This is a genomic window from Stenotrophomonas rhizophila, from assembly GCF_020857975.1.
GTDB lineage: Bacteria > Pseudomonadota > Gammaproteobacteria > Xanthomonadales > Xanthomonadaceae > Stenotrophomonas > Stenotrophomonas rhizophila_C.
Genome location: NZ_JACWUO010000004.1, coordinates 265,858 through 283,146, shown reverse-complemented (window position 1 = coordinate 283,146; position 17,289 = coordinate 265,858). Strand labels below are relative to the sequence as shown.

The window sequence follows — 17,289 nt, the reverse complement described above, 5'->3', positions numbered from 1 at the left end:
CAGCGGGTGACCGACATCATGGCCGAGATCTCGGCGGCCTCGCAGGAACAGTCGGCCGGCATCGAACAGGTCAACCAAACCGTGATGCAGATGGACGAGACCACCCAGCAGAACGCCGCCCTGGTCGAAGAAGCCACCGCCGCAGCGCGCTCGATGGAAGAACAGGCCACCCAGCTGGCCGATGCGGTGTCCATCTTCCGCCTGGACAACCAGGTGGCCGCCGCGGTTAGCGCAGTCACCGCACGCATCGCCGTGCCTGCACCGCGCACGACCCGCAGCGCTGCCAGCCCGGCGCGGCACGCGCCGACCGCGCCGGTGCAGGGCCGCACGCCCGACGACGGCCAGTGGCAGGCATTCTGAACCGATCCTTCGCGGTGGCCGCTCGGCCACCGCAACGCCCCTCTACAGCGAGCCCGCCCGTGTCCACGCCCCCCGTTTCGGCTGCCGCCGCCTCCCAGAATGGCCGCGAATTCGAGTTCGCCGACCGCGATTTCCGCCGCATCTGCGACCTGATCTACCAGCGCGTCGGCATCTCGCTGGCGCCGGCCAAGCGCGACATGGTCTATGGCCGCCTGTCGCGGCGCCTGCGCGCGCTCGGCCTGCGCAATTTCTCCGACTACCTGGACCAGCTCGAAGCGCACGGCGGCGAGGAATGGCAGGCCTTCACCAATGCGCTGACCACCAACCTCACCGCATTCTTCCGCGAACCGCATCATTTCGAAAAGCTCGATACCGAACTGCGCGCGCGCGGCGGCCACGGCACCCTGCAGCTGTGGTCGTGCGCGGCCTCCACCGGCGAAGAACCCTATTCCATGGCGATCACCGCCTGCGAGGCCTTCGGCACGCTCAAGCCGCCGGTGCGCATCCTGGCCACCGACGTGGACACCCAGGTGCTGGCCACCGCCAGCCGAGGCATGTATGCGATCGACCGCGTCTCCGGGCTCGACCCGGCGATCAAGAAGCGCTACTTCCAGCGCGGCAGCGGCCCCAACGAGGGCCAGTGCCGGGTCCATCCGGCGCTGCGCGAGCTGATCGATTTCCGCCCGCTCAACCTGCTGGCCAGCCGCTACGACGTCGGCGGCCCGTTCGACGCGCTGTTCTGCCGCAACGTGATGATCTATTTCGACAAGCCCACCCAGCGCGGCATCCTCTCGCGGCTGATCCAGCACATGGGCAACGACGGCCTGCTCTACACCGGCCACTCGGAGAACTACCTGCACGCCGCCGACCTGATCCAGCCGTGCGGGCGCACCCTGTACAAGCGTGCCCCGGGGGCCCCGGCATGAACCTGGCCGCACGCAACGACGAGGTGATGCGCTACTACGACAGCCGCTTCAAGGTCACCGCGGCCAAGCTGCTGCCTACCCAGTACCTGGTGGTGGACGATGACACCGCGCTGACCACCACGCTGGGCTCGTGCGTGGCCGCCTGCCTGCGCGACCCGGTGCTGAAGATTGGCGGCATGAACCACTTCCTGCTGCCCGAGGGCAATGTCGGCGACGGCGCACCGGCGCGCTATGGCAGCTACGCGATGGAACTGCTGATCAACGACCTGCTCAAGCGCGGCGCCCACCGCAAGCGCCTGGAAGCCAAGGTGTTCGGCGGCGCCAACGTACTCAAGGGTTTCACCAGCAACCCGGTCGGTACCCGCAACGCCGAGTTCGTGCGCCAGTACCTGCAGGCCGAGCATATCCCGGTGCTGGCCGAAGACCTGTGCGGCATCCATCCGCGCAAGGTGTGGTTCTTCGCCACCACCGGCCGGGTAGTCGTCCAGCGCCTGCCGCATGCCCACGAGGCCGAAGTGGCCGCGACCGAATCGGCGGTGCGTGCGCGCCTGTCCAAGGCCCCGGTCACCGGTGGCGTGGAGTTGTTCGAATGACCCAAAACGGCCCTTGCCGCGTGCTGATCGTCGACGACTCCGCCGTCGTCCGGCAGATGCTCAGCGAAATCCTCGACAGCGATCCCGGCATCGAAGTGGTCGGTACCGCCGCCGACCCGTTGCTGGCCCGCGAGAAGATCAAGCGCCTGGCGCCGGATGTGATCACCCTGGACGTGGAAATGCCGCGCATGGACGGGCTGGCGTTCCTGGAAAACCTGATGCGCCTGCACCCGCTGCCGGTGGTGATGATCTCCTCGCTGACCGAGCGCGGCGCCGACACCACCCTGCAGGCGCTGGCACTGGGCGCGGTGGATTTCGTCTCCAAGCCGAAATTCGACGTGGCCCGCGGCCTGCAGGCCTACGCCGAGGAAATCATCGGCAAGGTCAAGATGGCCGCCCGCTCGCGGGTACGCACCCTCGCCCGCCCCCCCGCTCCGCGCATAACCCTGGAAGCGGCGATGCCGGCAGCGCGGGCGCGCAGCATCCAGTTCCGCACCACCGACCGCCTGATCGCCATCGGCGCCTCGGCCGGCGGCACCGAAGCGCTGCGCGTGGTGCTCGAAGGCATGCCGGCCGACGCCCCGGCCGTGGTTCTGACCCAGCACCTGCCCGCCACCTTCAGCACCCCGTTCGCCGAGCGCCTGGACCGCCATTCGGCGATGTCGGTGCGCGAGGCCAGCGATGGTGAAGCGGTATTGCCGGGCCACGCCTACCTGCCGCCGGGCGGCAAGCACCTGCGGATCATCCGCGACGGCGCCCGCTGGCGCTGCCGGGTCGACGACGGCCCGGCGGTCAACCGGCACAAGCCGGCGGTGGACGTGCTGTTCCGTTCGGTGGCCGAAAGCGCAGGAGCCAATGCGATTGGCGCGATCCTCACCGGCATGGGCGACGACGGTGCGCGCGGCCTGCTCGACCTGCGCAACGCCGGCGCGCCGACCCTGGTGCAGGATGAAGCCACCAGTGTGGTCTGGGGCATGCCGGGCGCGGCGTTCAAGCTCGGCGCCGCCGAGGAAATGGTGCCGCTGGAGCGCATCGCCGAGCGCCTGATGGCCCTCGCCCGCAGCTGACCCGCACCTCGTTCTTCTCCCGGCAGAGCCACGCCCTACGTGGCTGCAGCTGCGCACGAAACACCGCACCACCCGGATACCTCCAAGGAGCACCACCGTGAGAGCCCTACATCACACCCTTCCCGCCACCCTGCTGTGCAGCCTGTTGCTGGCCGGCCCGGCGACCGCCGCCGAACCGGCAGCCCCCGCCGTTGCAGCCGCAGCGAACAGCAACTCGACGGACGCCGTCGTCGCCGCTGCCGCGGCAGCCGATACCGGCAGCACCGACGCCAGCGTCAGCACCGCGATCGCCGCCCCGGCCACCGCGATCGACTGGCGCAGGCAGATCAGCATCCGCGCCCGCGCCGGCACCGGCATGCGCGGCGAACCCGACGACGACGGCAGCCTGCGCTTGGTCGTGCGCAGCGACACCGCCAAAGTCACCGCGCTCAAGGTGGGTGAATTCGCTCTGCGCGCGCTCGGGGGAGCCGGCACCACCCACACCTTCTCCAAGGACGACCTCAAGGGCGAGCGCATCCCCGGCGTCCCCAGCCCGGCCCACGACATCCTGCCCGGGTTGCTGCGCGACCGGCTGGATGGCTACTTCGCCGCTCATCCCGGCGCCATTCCGGGCGAAAGCCATGTGCTGGAAGCCAGCACCGCGCAATGGGCGCTGGTCTACCAGAAGCTGTCACCCGGGGCCACGGCCTACGAACTGCGCCACGACCTGACGATCGGCTTCCCCATCGCCGGCGTGCTGCGCGGGCCTGCGGGTCGCAGCGTGAAGTGCGCCGCGCCGCCGCAGGTGGCCACGCTTGAAGAATGGCAGGCCGACGATTACGCCAAGGTCAAGGCCGCATCGACGCAGCTTGCCGAACAATGCGCAGAGCTGTTCGCCACGCAGTTGCCCAACCTGCTGCAGGACGTGGCTAACGAGGAGGCCGTTGCGCTCAAGCTGGCCGCCGCCAACCGCACCCCGAAGGAAGGCGACGGTGCTGTTGCCAAATCGCGCATCCGCATCTTCGGCGCTAATGGCCAGGGCATCACCATGCTCACCGATGCGCCCTGCCGCGAGCAGTACAGTGGCAAGGTCCAGGTGGTGCGTTCGGCGGGCCGGGCCATCGGCAGCGTGTTTGGCGGCGCCCCGGACAACGTCTCGCTCGGTATGCCCGAGACCGACACCGTGCGCAACATGAAGAGCTTCGCGTTCTCCAAGCCCAACTACCAGGAGGTCGAGGTGGCCGGCGGGCGGCCGTTGATCTTCGATGCGCGCATAGAGAATACCAACGACTACCGCTGCGCCAGCGACCTGTCGCTGCAGTTCATTCCCGAACCCGGTGCGGACTACGAAGTCTTCATGAAGATCGGCGGCGGCATGTGCCTGCTGTTCAGCACCCAGGTCGTGAGCGACGGCAGCCTGCGGCACAACCCCACCCTGCAGCCGCGCAACAGCTGCAGGGCACCCTCGCAGGCCAGCCTGCGCGCCCGCGTGGAGATGACCGTGTTCCTGTTCGAACCGGGCAACGTGCACTACCGCAGCCTGGGCCAGGGCGACGACGACACGTTGCACGTGCTCGCCGACTCTGCGGACAACGCGGCCCGCTTCGACGAGGTACTGCAGCAGACCGCCACGCTGCCGGGCACCCGCGTCTGCGTAGTGGTGCCGGACCTGGACTACACCAGCGCACTGCATGGTCCGCTGGAGGCGATGGTGCTGGACAAGGGCCCGGCCCTGCCTGGCCTGTGGGAGACCGCCGCCACGGTCAACCAGAGGCGCGGCGTTGCCGCCGGCACTACCATCGACCTGGCCGCCGCCACGTGGCACTGCCAGGGCCTGCCCCGGGCGGCGTTCGATCCACGTTGACCGCCCGCCAGCGCTGCTCCTGCCGACCCCATTGGCAGGAGCAGCCGCCCACGCCGTCCGAATACAACCATCGGGGTATCCACCAGAGCTTGTGCCGCAACCCGGCGGTCACCGCGATCGACCCACGTGGTCTGGACGGGCGCGCCAGCGGCGGACCACAACCTTCCCTACCGGCAGTGCTACGTCGAGTTCGACCGCGCCAGACAGCACCTGTACGTCCGCCCGCGCAAGCGCGACGGCCTACCGTGGTTCGAGCTGGATGTCGTCGGCAGCCGGCGGGATGTGGGCTTCCTGGGCGGGCGCCTGTGTAATGACCTACCGCTTTCTGCTCAGGTCATGCGGTTAATGTAGCGGCATAGGCGGCGTCGGGGGTCATCATTTTCAGCGCCTGGTGTGGTCGCTGGCCGTTGTAGAACGTGATCCAGTCCGCAATGACCCTCAGGGCGTGCGTCTGGCTTTCGAAGCGATGGCGATGCACGCACTGTTCCTTCAATGTGCGGATCACGCGCTCCACCATGCCGTTCTGTTGCGGGCAGTGCGGGGTAATGAACTCCTGCTGCAGCCCATAGCTGCGCACCAGGCGTGTGTAGTCACGGCTGGTGAAGACCAAGCCGTTGTCCGAGCGCAGAAGAAACGACTTCTGCACCCGTCCCAGCGTGCCGAAACGGGTGATCAACGCCTGCTCCAGCGCAGCGGATGCCGTACTCGCCCTGCCAGTGCGCGACAGGTGCCAGCCCAGCAGTTGGCGTGTGCTGCAGTCGATCACCAGCGCCAGGCTCAGCCAGCCATCCTTGTCGCCCCATACGCGGCACAGATCCGTCGCCCAGCGTTGATCAGGCAACTCTGCCCGCGATACTTTGGCCTCGATCCGCGGGCGCTGCCCAAGCGGTCGCTTGCGCACCTGCCAGCCCTTGAGCTGGAATATCCGCTGTACCGTGTTCTTGTTCATGCCCAGCAGGGCGGCCACGGTCCTGTAGCCGAACGACGGCTCAGCTTCGATCATGTTTTTGATCGGCTCGGCCAACTCGGGTTTCACTCGCGCCGGCGCCTTCGTCGGCTTGTAATACATGCTACGACGAGCCACGCCAAACCACTGGCACAGCTTGGCCATCGACACGGCGCAACCTTCGCCTTTGAGTCCCTGCTGGATCGAGAGCATCAGCTCTCGTCCTTGCCCAGCAGGGAGGCCAGCTTTTTTCGTGCGCGGATCTCCAGCATCGCCTCGCCATAGGCCTCCTGCAGATCCTTCAGCTGGCGCTCGTACTGCTCGCGTACGTCCTCAGGCTTGGCCCGCAGGGCGTTCTCCATGCCGCGCTTGCCATCGTCCACCCAGCCCTCGATCTCTGCCGGCGTCAGGTCGAATTGGCGGCTCGCAGCGGCCACGGTCGTCTTGCCTTGGATGATCTCAAGGACCAGGGCGGACTTGCGCCGGGCCGTCCAACGCTTGATCTCTTCTTCCATCACTTCGCTAATCGGTGTCTCCTTCGGGGAAAATAACACCTGAGCAGGAAATCAGTGGGTCATTACAACGTCGCTGAGCTGATGCCATTCTGCCGACAAAGGTCAGGGACAGGCGTCCCGGCCTCGGCCTGCTTGAGTACGGCGATGATCTGACTGTCGGTGAATCGTGACTTCTTCATGGGATCTCCTCGGGTTAGGTTACGAGAAAATTCCACTTCTGGCTGCGGCTAACCTGCGGGGGGATTACCCAATCGCTGGGTATGAGCTCCCAAGTTTTGATACTGAAGAATTCAATGTCGCGTACAGGATCGAAAACCTCTTTCCGTCACTGACCGAAAGGAATTGATCAGAGTTATTCCTAATAGAACTTCAATGTAGCCAAATCCGGAGACACCAGCGGTTTACCATCCCACCGAATCAGCTCTAACTCATATAGCCGACCATTGCTATCCGCATACAAAACAGCAGTTAATTCACCAGCATCCGAATCAAGCAGCCTGATCTCAACAGGAAACTGATGCTGCCCGTCGTACACCGGCGACTCATACCCCTCAAGGGAGAAAATTACCCTTGAGCCATCCAGGCTCACATCTGTTGCTGAGGCGACCACCATATCCGCAAGCAATTTCGAAGCATCACCGGGAGACATTTTCTCCGAAACGCCCTCAATCAAAATTCGCTCGAGTTCAGATATTTTTCGCATCATCACTTTACCGGAAATATAGTTCCAACATTAACCCCCCCATTGGGGAGTGCTCGCATCCTGTATTCAACAACAACTCCATTAACGCGAATTCTTCCTGTCACATCCGCACCGACCGCCATGTTGGGTCGTACTCTAGCCACCTCTCGTCCAATGATGGCCTCTGTCCGGGCGACGTTCAACCCAACCGATTCCAGGCGGCTCGCATAGTGCCCCGTCCTGAAGACGACTTGGGCTTCGGACCGAATGACAACCGCCATAACACCCAATCCCGCGACTTTAAGCGCCGGGCCACCTGGGGAGTTCATCGCGGGATAGAAGACATCATGAAATAACGACTCGACGTCGAAGATGTTTCCGTTCTTGGTCAGGTCTCCGTTCAGCCCAAGCCGTCCTTTTATATCACTCCATCGATTGGAGGAGGATGGTGCTGATGATACTTTTCTCGCACCATCACTCGGCGCTTGGGGAACATTCCCCACAGTTGTACCGGCAGCACCTTGCGCCAACTGGCAAGTAGTATCTTTCCCGCATGCCTGCCTACCATCAGGATCGATGAATCGATACGGATTTCCATCAGCGTATCGATAGCGATTGAACATATCTATCGGATCAGAGGTTGCTGTGACCGGATCTACTGAGAGGAATACCGCCACATCAGGGTCATAGTATCGCTGCTGCATGTACGTCAACCCGGTAGATGCATCCGAAACGTGCCCCGTGTACCCGGGCGCATCCTCTAGTCCCTGTCCAATTGAGCCGCCATAGGGTTCATACGCGAAGCGAGCTACGATCGTTCCGGCCTCGTCACTCTCCGCTACTGGAGAGCCCAGTGCATCGGTATGGACGTAGCGCACTACCTCCTGGCCACTTGCGGCGAAGGATGCCAGCGCAAGGAAAACACTTGAAGCACAACGCATCACCATGTCGATCCTCATCTTCATGCGCAGGCCAATCATCGCGGCACCCCGCCGCCGTCCTCATCCAGGTCGCCAAGATCGTTGATTGGCTGAGGCGTTGGCGGATCGGACCACGCCGAACAGCCGCTTGCATTGCATGCCCGGATCACATGGATTGGCGCGCAATAGTTGGATGAGTCCCGAGGTGAGGAGACAGAGGTTGCAGGGCCGTCGTACTGAAGATTTCCACCCGGAACCTGCAACTGGTACGAGGTTGCACCGACGCTGGTAGACCACTTCATATCGCAGCGCTGTTTGTAAAGGCGTGCGATCCGCCAACGGGTCTGCAACGAGTACGTGATCTGGGGCGTCGCCGGTGGCGGCGTCGACACCACGCTGGCCGTATTGGAATAGCCACTACAGCCCGCCTCATTGCATGCCTTGACTTGGTACAGATACGTGGCAAATCCTAGTCCAGTGCGCGTGGCTTGGGTTGATCCGTCGTGCTGGACACCGGTCCACGCGCCACCATCGACGCTCTGCTCAAGCAAATAGCTGACCGCCATAGGAACAGGGGTCCAGCTCACGGTAATGCTGCCGTTGGAACTGCTTCCCGGTGCGCTGAGGGAGGGCGCTGTGGGCGGTTGAATGACCATCACCGCGCCTTCAGCCGAGTATGCCCCCCACCCTGCGGCATTTCCTGCGCGGACGCGATAGGCATAGTTGCCCGTCGGCTTGTTTCCGAACGCCTGGGATGTTGACCCGTGGGACACGACCAGCGCCCAACCACCTCCATTGACGCTCTCTTCCAACCCGTACACCTCCGCCCCGGATACCGGCGCCCAGCTCACCGTGTAAGTACCGCCAAGGCTCGTGGTCGGAACGGATAGTACTGGCGCGGAGCCTGGTGCATAGACCACAGTAGTGGACGCCATGCTGCTAGGCCCGCACCCTGCTGCATTGCAGCCATGCACACCATAGTTGTAGGAACCGGCAGGCCTCGCAGTGAGGGTCAGCGTCTGGCCGGGCACGCACTGGAGCGAAGCCGACGCACCGGTACCGATCTGCTCGGTCACGCAGTAATTGGAAGCTCCCGCCACGGCAGTCCAGCTGAGTGCGATCGTTCCGCCTCCGGAAACACCAGGCACAAAGACCTGAGGTGCCGTGGCCGGAGGAAGTTGAACCGCGACCCTGGCCGGCGCACTCCAAGCGCCGCAGACCATCTGGAGGCAAGCCCGAACGGTATAAGCATAGGTACCGCCCGGCCTGGCTGAGGTGGACCAACTTCGCCCGGCGCCTGAAAAGACATCGGTCGCAGGAGCTGAGTCGATCTGCTCGCGAAGCTCGTAACTATCTGCCGTAGCCGCTGCCGTCCAGGACACCTCAAACGCGCCCGTTCCGCTGAAGGCCGGCACGGTAATGGTCGGCACGGCGGGGGCAATGTATTGCGTGGCCTCCGCCACCAGGCTGCCATTCAAGTGAACATACTCGACACTTGTCCCCGCACGGTAGTTGCGCTGTCGCTTAAGCAGGCCATCACTGCCGTAGAACGACCAGATCGACGCGGATCCATCCGTCGCCAACTGCAGCAGGCGGCGCCCATGCATGTCATAACGATAACTCTCGGCGCCGGTCGCCTGAAGCAGCCGGTTGCCGAAGTCGAACACGAAGGCAGCGCCGTTGCGCTTGACCATGTTCCCCTGCACGTCATAGTCCAGGGCGATGGTCGTTGCGCCACCGCTGTTCTGCACGTTCGTCATGCGATTGCGCGCGTCGTACCAGTAGCCATGGTCCTTCACGCCACCCAGCCGAGCCGACCGGATGTTGTCCAATGCATCGTAGGTGTAGCGGAACGCGCCATCTCCACCGAACGAGGGAGAATCAGCGCTCACCAGACGGTCGAGCCCGTCATAGGCCATCGTCCGCGTGCGGTCGGCATCAAGATGGTCCACGATTCTGCCCACGTTGCCATTGGCGTCGTACTCATACGTGGTATCCAGTGCCCCGCCGCCGTCGGTCACGCGCGCCGGAAGCTGCCGGGCGTTCTGTGCCATCGAGTGGACCAGACCATTGCCATAGGTGAACTGCTTCATGCCACCGTTGGGGTAGTACTGGACGTTTGAAGCATACGACCCTGCCTTGGTTGCCTGTCCAAGGGCATTGGGCGCGTAATCAACCTGGCGGCCGCTGGGATAGGTGATCGATGCCAGTGCCCCACCTGGGTCGTACGCATACTGGATGACCTCCGAGCCGATCGTCATCTCGCCGACGTACTCTGCACTGATCAATCCACGCTTGTTGTAGATATAGGAGTTGGCGGCATGCGATGTTCCGCCTTCACTCAGCGTGTAGACCTTGAGCGGCTTGCCATCCGGCGTGTACTCCCAGTTCTGGTCGCCATTGATGTCTGGAAAGTGCAGGTTTGTTACCCGATTCCGCGCGTCATACCTGCGGATCACCTGTCGGGCAGTCGCCGCGGCAGCGCCGGCGTCGCAGCTGTCCGTCGCAGGCAGGTCCAAGCCTGCCGCACTCCACGCAAGGTTCCCAGCCCCGTCGTAGGCCATCAACGTGGAACCAGTCTCAGGTTCGACGCTCTTGCACAGCAACTGATTGCCGTCGTACACATAACTCCGCGTCAGGCGCGTGCTTCCATCCTGGCTGCGGCGGGTGATGCTGCGTGGTTTGCCGAACACGTCCCGCTCAATCTCGGTCACCACTCCCTCAGGGTGAGCGATGCTCAGCGGCGCATCGGTCGAAGGTCCACCGAAGGCCTGGAAGCGCGTCGTCGTGCTTTGGCCGCGCGGGTTGGTGATACGCACCTGGCCGCCAGCCAGATAGTCGGTCAGTGTGGTCAGCAGGCCCTGTTCGCTGTCCACCGAAGCGGATCGCGCACGCCCCAACGCGTCGTACGTCGTCCACACGCCAACACTGACTGCCGGCGAGGTCGACGGCTGCGATGCGAAGGCCTGACGCCCCGCCTCATCGTAGGCGAACCGCTGGAACCGCTGGGTAGCACCCTGTTGTGCGGCGTCATACTCCTCGGTGACCAATGGCCGCCAGAACGCATCGAAATACACGTACTTCCGCGCGTTCCCCGTTGCCGTGGTCTGCCGCCAATGCCCTGCCCCGATTCCATGTTCGGTTCCCGCAACCTGCTCGAACGACTGCGTTGTCTTTGCCCACGCGGTCGTGTCGCCAGTCGGCCAGTTGATACCCGAAACTCGCCCCATCGGATCGTACTCATAACCTATCTGAGTACCGACTTCATCAGTGACACTGGTCAGCCAGCCATTGTCGTCCACCAGCGCAGAGCGACTGGTGCCGTCGGCAAAACCAATCGATTGTGGAATGCCCCGCTTCCACCCGGAAACGTTTGTCACGTTTCCGTTGCCGTCGATCACCGCAGCTACAGTACCGTCGCCGTTCCACGTGAGCCTCTGCGCCACCTTCCCATACTTCAGCACCTGCATAGGACGCATTAATTCGTCGTACTGCGTTTGCTCGACTGTAACGCCAGTCTCCGCATTGATCACTTTTGCCACGCTGCCCAGAATCCAGCGGCCACGCTCATCCTGAAACTCCGTCACATCTGTACGGAAGCCGGTGGGGCTCGACTGGTTCACACGAGTAGGACGGGCCATGTCATCGAAGGCAAGCATGCTGGTTTGATAGCTCACTCCATCCTGCTCAATGGCCTCCACCACAACGGGGCGCACCTCTGCTGTGCTTGGGTCCTCACCGTTCCAGATAATGCCAAAGCGCGGTGCGAAAGGCTGGTTCGCCACTTCGTTACTGGTCATGTACAAACTGGAGTTCGACCTAAGGACGCTGCCAGCTGCATCCAAATTGCTGGATCCCAGAAGGCGGCCTTCATTCAGCGCGTACTGCGATCCGTATCGATAGCGAACGGACGAGCCATCCGGATTGGTGACACTGACAGTCTTCTCGCTCTTGCACGTCGTGCACGGATACACGCCACCCGTGTCAGGATTCCCCCAGAGCGCTTGATAGCCACTATCGTAGCCGTAGGACCATCTCAATGGCGCATTGATTCCCGGGCCAGTGATCGTCTTGGAGAACAACGAGACCACATCAAAGAAGTTGGGTGTAGCCAGTTCGTAGTAATACGAGCCATTGTTCGCAGTCTTTCGCGAGCACTCGGATGCGTGTATTCCACTCCGATAGTGACGTGCGTTGCGAAGATTGAATTCGCCCACTGCGCCAGATGGGTGCCCAATGATCATTTTCAGCGTGGCATTCAACTCTGGCGGTTGCTCCCCACATCCTGGGCGTGTGTTGCCATCCCAGAAGGGCGAGGAGACACGCAGAGCACTCGAATAGCTGTATGTCCAACGGCTCCCATCGGGCCGTACAACCGCGGCGAGCCGATCAGCCCCATCCACTTGCCCGTGAGAATACGACCACGTCCGCCCTGCAGCGGATGCAGTTGCGAGGAGATTGCCGTTGTACACCAAGTTGATCTCGCGACCGTCGCTTGACCAAACGCGTACGGGTCGTCCGTCTCCGTTGTAAGCATACTGAACCCAGTTCCCAAACCGATCCTCCACTCGGGTCGCCAACAGATAAATGCGCTCGCGTGAGGATCTTGCTCGCGATGCTCCTCCTAGAGACTTCTCCAACGTGCCTGCATAACGGGTTGTCGAGGTATCAAAGTAGTAAGAAAGGCCCTCCGTCGTACCAACACGATATCCTTCGCCGGTCAAGCCCGATCGCATCGGAATGCAGTCAATGGCATCCCGTTGGGAGGTTGACCACTTTCGCGCCACCCCGTCGTTAGGACGAGGGGTGTTTGCCTCCGCAAGCAGCATGACCCGGTCACCACCATCCGGTATGTGGATAGTATTGCCTTGCCATATGTCGGTGAGCTTGAATGCTATGTTGTAAGTTGGAGCCATTGACACGGAGCATCGGGTGTCAGGCCATGAGCCGGCGCCTCCGAACGTACCCGATATATGGGGCACGTCTACTTCCCAGCCGCCCACCCCATCAATGTTGGCATTGAAGCTTGCCGGGGTTCCTACCAGGTCAACCTCAACGCTGAAGCGACGAGTCAGCCTGACAGGTAGGCTGTTGTTGCCAGGCAAATCGATATCGGTGGCTAAGAACTGGGTCTTCCCGGTATAGAGATTGACCTTCTCGCCAAACAGATCGTCCTGCAGTGCCGTGAGATTCTGAGCCGACTCAACGAGTTTCCGGTATTCCTGGTACGGTTCAACCGCTGTTGCGGGCAGAACGGCCGCACCCACCACCGCCACAACCGCGATACGCAGTCGCCAAATTCGTGCTTGCACGCGCGGACCTCTCCTTTTGACCGCATGCGCTCGTGCTGCCATCAGCAAACGACGCGTCCATGCGTTCTTGAATTGCCTCAGTCTATCAATGAACGCGCCCCCTAGAAAGAAGTAGCGCGCTCAGCGACATCAGACCGCCCACCATAGATGAAACAAAAAACCCCCGGCCTGCGCCGGGGGTTTTTCGTTCAACCCATCAACCGATCAGGTCTCAGGCAGCAACCGTATCGGCCACGTCCTGGTAGTCCTCGATCTGGTCGAAGTTCATGTAGCGGTAGATGTCCTTGCTGCTGGCATCGAGCACCCCGATGTCGGCCATGTACTCTTCCTTGGTCGGGATGCGGCCCAGACGCGAGCAGATCGCGGCCAGCTCGGCCGAACCCAGGTACACGTTCGAGTTGCGCCCCAGGCGGTTGGGGAAGTTGCGGGTGGAGGTGGAGAACACCGTGGCGCCCTCGCGCACCTGCGCCTGGTTGCCCATGCACAGCGAGCAGCCCGGCATTTCCATGCGCGCCCCGGCCGTGCCGAAGGTGCCGTAGTGGCCTTCCTTGGTCAGCTCGGAGGCATCCATCTTGGTCGGCGGGGCAACCCACAGCTTGGTCGGGATGTCGCGCTTGCCTTCCAGCAGCTTGGCCGCCGCGCGGAAGTGACCGATGTTGGTCATGCACGAACCGATGAACACTTCATCGATCGCCGCCCCGGCAACCTCGGACAGCGTCTTGACGTCGTCCGGGTCGTTCGGGCAGGCCACGATCGGCTCATGGATGTCGGCCAGGTCGATCTCGATGACGGCGGCGTATTCGGCATCGGCATCCGGTGCCAGCAGTTCCGGGTTGGCCAGCCAGGCTTCCATCTTCTCGATGCGGCGCGCCAGCGAACGGGCGTCCTGGTAACCCTCGGCAATCATCCACTTCAGCAGCGTGATGTTGCTGGTCAGGTACTCGATGATCGGCTCCTTGTTCAGGTGCACCGAGCAACCGGCAGCCGAACGTTCGGCCGAGGCATCGGACAGTTCGAAGGCCTGCTCGACCTTCAGCTCCGGCAGACCTTCGATTTCCAGGATGCGGCCGGAGAAGATGTTCTTCTTGCCGGCCTTGGCCACGGTCAGCAAGCCGGACTTGATCGCATACAGCGGGATCGCGTTGACCAGGTCACGCAGGGTCACGCCGGGCTGCATCTTGCCCTTGAAGCGGACCAGCACCGATTCGGGCATGTCCAGCGGCATCACGCCGGTGGCCGCGGCGAAGGCGACCAGGCCCGAGCCGGCCGGGAACGAAATGCCCACCGGGAAACGGGTATGCGAGTCGCCGCCGGTGCCGACGGTGTCGGGCAGCAGCATGCGGTTGAGCCAGCTGTGGATCACGCCGTCGCCCGGGCGCAGCGAGATGCCGCCACGGGTGGAGATGAACTCCGGCAGGGTGTGGTGGGTCTTGACGTCCACCGGCTTCGGGTACGCCGCGGTGTGGCAGAACGACTGCATCACCAGGTCGGCCGAGAAGCCCAGGCAGGCCAGGTCCTTCAGTTCGTCGCGGGTCATCGGGCCGGTGGTGTCCTGCGAGCCCACCGAGGTCATCTTCGGTTCGCAGTAGGTGCCCGGGCGCATGCCCTGGCCTTCGGGCAGGCCACAGGCGCGGCCGACCATCTTCTGCGCCAGCGAGAAGCCCTTGCCGGTATCGGGCGGGTCCATCGGCAGGCGGAACAGGTCGGTCGGGGCCAGGCCCAGCGCTTCACGCGCCTTGGCGGTCAGGCCGCGGCCGATGATCAGCGGAATGCGGCCACCGGCGCGCACTTCGTCGAACAGCACGTCGGACTTGACCTTGAATTCGGCGATGACCGCGCCGTCCTTCAGGGCCTTGCCGTCGTACGGGCGCAGCTCGATCACATCGCCCATGTTCATCTGGGTGACGTCCAGTTCGATCGGCAGCGCGCCGGCATCTTCCATCGTGTTGTAGAAGATCGGGGCGATCTTCGAACCCAGGCACACGCCGCCGAAGCGCTTGTTCGGGATGAACGGAATGTCCTCGCCGGTGAACCACAGCACCGAGTTGGTGGCCGACTTGCGGCTGGAACCGGTGCCGACCACGTCGCCCACATAGGCCACCAGGTGGCCCTTGTCCTTCAGCGATTCGATGAACTTGACCGGGCCGCGCTTGCCGTCTTCTTCCGGCTCGATGCCATCGCGCTTGTTCTTCAGCATCGCCAGCGCGTGCAGCGGGATGTCCGGGCGGGTGGTGGCGTCCGGGGCCGGCGACAGGTCGTCGGTGTTGGTTTCGCCGGTCACCTTGAGCACGGTGATGGTCAGGCTCTCGGGCACCTGCGGGCGGCTGGTGAACCACTCCGCATCGGCCCAGCTGCGCAGCACGCCCTGGGCGTTGGCATTGCCGGCCTTGGCCTTTTCCTGCACGTCATGGAAGGCATCGAACACCAGCAGGGTCTTCTTCAGCGCCTCGGCGGCGATCGCGCCGACGGTGGCGTCGTCCAGCAGCTGGACCAGCGGGGCGACGTTGTAACCGCCGAGCATGGTGCCCAGCAGTTCGGTGGCGCGCTCACGGCTGATCAGCGGGTTGGTTTCGCTGCCGAAGGCGATCGCGGCCAGGTAGGAGGCCTTGACCTTGGCGGCGTCATCGACGCCGGCCGGAACGCGCTGGGTCAGCAGGTCGAGCAGGAACTCGGCCTCGCCGACCGGCGGGTTCTTCAGCAGTTCGATGACCTCGGCCGTCTGCTGGGCGCTCAGCGGCAGCGGCGGGATGCCCAGCGCGGCGCGCTCGGCTACGTGGTGGCGGTAGGCTTCCAACATGACAACTCCCGGGAAATTCTTTGAAGAAACTTCGGTTGAATACTACGGTTGAACAATGGGCTCAGGCTTGCGGCACGATCAGCTTCAGGCCCTTGAAGTAGTCGCGGTAAAAGGTGTCGTTCCAGGTGATCAGGCCATCGCACTGCAGCAGTGCGTGCGAGCCGACCATGAATTCGTCGATGCCGCGCCGGCCGCCGCCGCGCTGGCGGTGGCGACGATGCATCTCGCCGGCGCGCAGGGCGGACTTGGCTTCCAGCGGGCTGAAGTGGATGCCCATTTCTTCCAGCGCTTCGAGCACCTCGGCGCCGCCGTGCAGCGACGCGCAGATTTCGGCCAGGGTCACCGCGCACACCACCACGCGCCCGCCGACCAGGCTCTGGCGCAGGCAGGCTTCCACCGCGTCGGCCTGCGGGCCGTTGCTGAGCAGTTCGATCAGGACCGGGGAATCGACGGCGATCATCGCGCGCTCATTCGGCGTCGCGCACCGCATCGACCGCGGCCTGGGCCGAATCGAAGCCGTCCAGCGCGAACTTGCCGCGGGCGCGCGAGATGGCATCGTCCACGCTCTTGCGCAGGATGATCCGGCTGCCGTCCAGCTCGACTTTCAACAAGGTGCCCTTGGTCAGGCCCAGCGCATCCCGGACCGCCTTGGGCAGGGTGATCTGTCCGCGTTCTGCAACGGTGGCTTCCATGGGTACGCCTCAAAAAGTATGCATGAATTGTACATACCTGGCCGCTGGAGGGCAATCCACGCTTCTGTGACCGTCGCCGCGCCTGGCGGGGAGGTGGCCGGGCTAGACTGAACAGGTGACAACCTTTGTCGCCCGGAGCAGGAAGCACCGCTGTGCTGCCTGTCTTCATCCATCGTCCAGAAAAGGAACTCTCCCGATGCGCCGTCTTGCCCTCGCCCTGCTGCTCACCGCCCCGCTTGCCCTGGCAGCGCCGGCCGTCCATGCCTTCAATCCATTCGGCGCCTATGTCACCGGCACCGAAATCACTCCGGCCCAGATGGACGCCGCTGAAATCGGCAAAACCACCCAGAAGCAGGTGAGCGAAGCCTTCGGCGCGCCGAACCGTCGCGAGCAGCTCGGCGACACCCAGGTCTGGTATTACGACTTCACCAAGATCAAGAGCTTCGGCAAGAACATCAACGAATCGACCGTATTCGAGTTCAACAAGAGCGGCGTGCTGACCGCCAAGTCCAAGAGCAACGGTACCGGCGGCGCCAAGACCGGTAACCCGCTGCTCGACGCTGCCAACGGCAAGTAAGCGCCGTCCGCACTTCCCCGACGGGGCGCCCAGGGCGCCCCGTCGGCGTTTACGGCCGG

13 protein-coding genes and 2 pseudogenes are annotated in these 17,289 nt (G+C 63.5%); 6 read left to right on the top strand and 9 right to left on the bottom strand.

From position 1 onward, the window contains the following. From IC535_RS06310 to IC535_RS06290, 5 genes and pseudogenes are all read left to right on the top strand, one after another. Positions 1 to 360 (top strand): annotated as a pseudogene (locus IC535_RS06310) (methyl-accepting chemotaxis protein); the annotation flags it as partial. Between the two features lie 59 nt (positions 361 to 419). After that, on the top strand, positions 420 to 1,286 hold the full coding sequence (locus tag IC535_RS06305) for a CheR family methyltransferase (RefSeq protein WP_228884915.1): 867 nt from the start codon (positions 420 to 422) through the stop codon (positions 1,284 to 1,286). After that, positions 1,283 to 1,879, top strand: coding sequence for a chemoreceptor glutamine deamidase CheD (gene cheD, locus IC535_RS06300; RefSeq protein WP_228884916.1), 597 nt, complete (start codon positions 1,283 to 1,285; stop codon positions 1,877 to 1,879). The genes IC535_RS06305 and cheD overlap by 4 nt, the downstream gene beginning before the upstream one ends. Continuing rightward, a complete protein-coding gene (locus IC535_RS06295; RefSeq protein WP_228884918.1) occupies positions 1,876 to 2,946 on the top strand; it encodes a protein-glutamate methylesterase/protein-glutamine glutaminase in 1,071 nt (356 codons plus the stop codon). Before cheD ends, IC535_RS06295 begins: the two co-directional genes overlap by 4 nt. 97 nt (positions 2,947 to 3,043) lie before the next feature. After that, a complete protein-coding gene (locus IC535_RS06290) occupies positions 3,044 to 4,789 on the top strand; it encodes a hypothetical protein (protein WP_228884920.1) in 1,746 nt (581 codons plus the stop codon). Between the two features lie 334 nt (positions 4,790 to 5,123). On the opposite strand, the gene IC535_RS06285 is transcribed toward IC535_RS06290, so the two are convergent. The 9 genes and pseudogenes from IC535_RS06285 to IC535_RS06245 all read right to left on the bottom strand — a co-directional run bounded on the left by IC535_RS06285 (position 5,124) and on the right by IC535_RS06245 (position 16,653). Further along, the gene (locus IC535_RS06285) at positions 5,124 to 5,948 is read right to left on the bottom strand and encodes an IS3 family transposase (protein WP_228884922.1); all 825 of its coding nucleotides are present in this window, start codon (positions 5,946 to 5,948) and stop codon (positions 5,124 to 5,126) included. Further along, positions 5,948 to 6,262: a DUF1153 domain-containing protein gene (locus tag IC535_RS06280; protein WP_324250473.1), complete on the bottom strand. Its 315-nt coding sequence runs from the start codon at positions 6,260 to 6,262 to the stop codon at positions 5,948 to 5,950. The genes IC535_RS06285 and IC535_RS06280 overlap by 1 nt, the downstream gene beginning before the upstream one ends. Positions 6,263 to 6,318: 56 nt before the next feature. Next, a pseudogene (locus IC535_RS06275) lies at positions 6,319 to 6,429 on the bottom strand (transposase); the annotation flags it as partial. Between the two features lie 179 nt (positions 6,430 to 6,608). Continuing rightward, entirely contained in the window at positions 6,609 to 6,956 is a 348-nt protein-coding gene (locus tag IC535_RS06270; RefSeq protein ID WP_228884926.1) for a DUF6984 family protein, read from the bottom strand. After that, positions 6,956 to 7,897 carry an RHS repeat domain-containing protein gene (locus IC535_RS06265; protein WP_228884928.1) on the bottom strand — a complete coding sequence of 314 codons (942 nt, stop codon included), beginning with the start codon at positions 7,895 to 7,897 and terminating at the stop codon, positions 6,956 to 6,958. Before IC535_RS06265 ends, IC535_RS06270 begins: the two co-directional genes overlap by 1 nt. A gap of 11 nt (positions 7,898 to 7,908) precedes the next feature. Beyond that, positions 7,909 to 13,164, bottom strand: coding sequence for an RHS repeat protein (locus IC535_RS18775; protein ID WP_228884930.1), 5,256 nt, complete (start codon positions 13,162 to 13,164; stop codon positions 7,909 to 7,911). Between the two features lie 211 nt (positions 13,165 to 13,375). Then, positions 13,376 to 15,961, bottom strand: a complete 2,586-nt coding sequence (gene acnB / locus IC535_RS06255) for a bifunctional aconitate hydratase 2/2-methylisocitrate dehydratase (RefSeq protein ID WP_228884934.1) — start codon at positions 15,959 to 15,961, stop codon at positions 13,376 to 13,378. Positions 15,962 to 16,022: 61 nt separating this feature from the next. Then, the gene (locus tag IC535_RS06250; RefSeq protein ID WP_228884936.1) at positions 16,023 to 16,421 is read right to left on the bottom strand and encodes a type II toxin-antitoxin system VapC family toxin; all 399 of its coding nucleotides are present in this window, start codon (positions 16,419 to 16,421) and stop codon (positions 16,023 to 16,025) included. 7 nt (positions 16,422 to 16,428) lie between these two features. After that, positions 16,429 to 16,653 (bottom strand): AbrB/MazE/SpoVT family DNA-binding domain-containing protein, encoded by a 225-nt coding sequence (locus IC535_RS06245; protein WP_228884937.1) that lies wholly within the window; start codon positions 16,651 to 16,653, stop codon positions 16,429 to 16,431. 196 nt (positions 16,654 to 16,849) lie between these two features. On the opposite strand from IC535_RS06245, the gene bamE reads away from it, so the two are divergent. Beyond that, entirely contained in the window at positions 16,850 to 17,230 is a 381-nt protein-coding gene (gene bamE / locus IC535_RS06240) for an outer membrane protein assembly factor BamE domain-containing protein (protein ID WP_228884940.1), read from the top strand. Positions 17,231 to 17,289 lie beyond the last annotated feature (59 nt).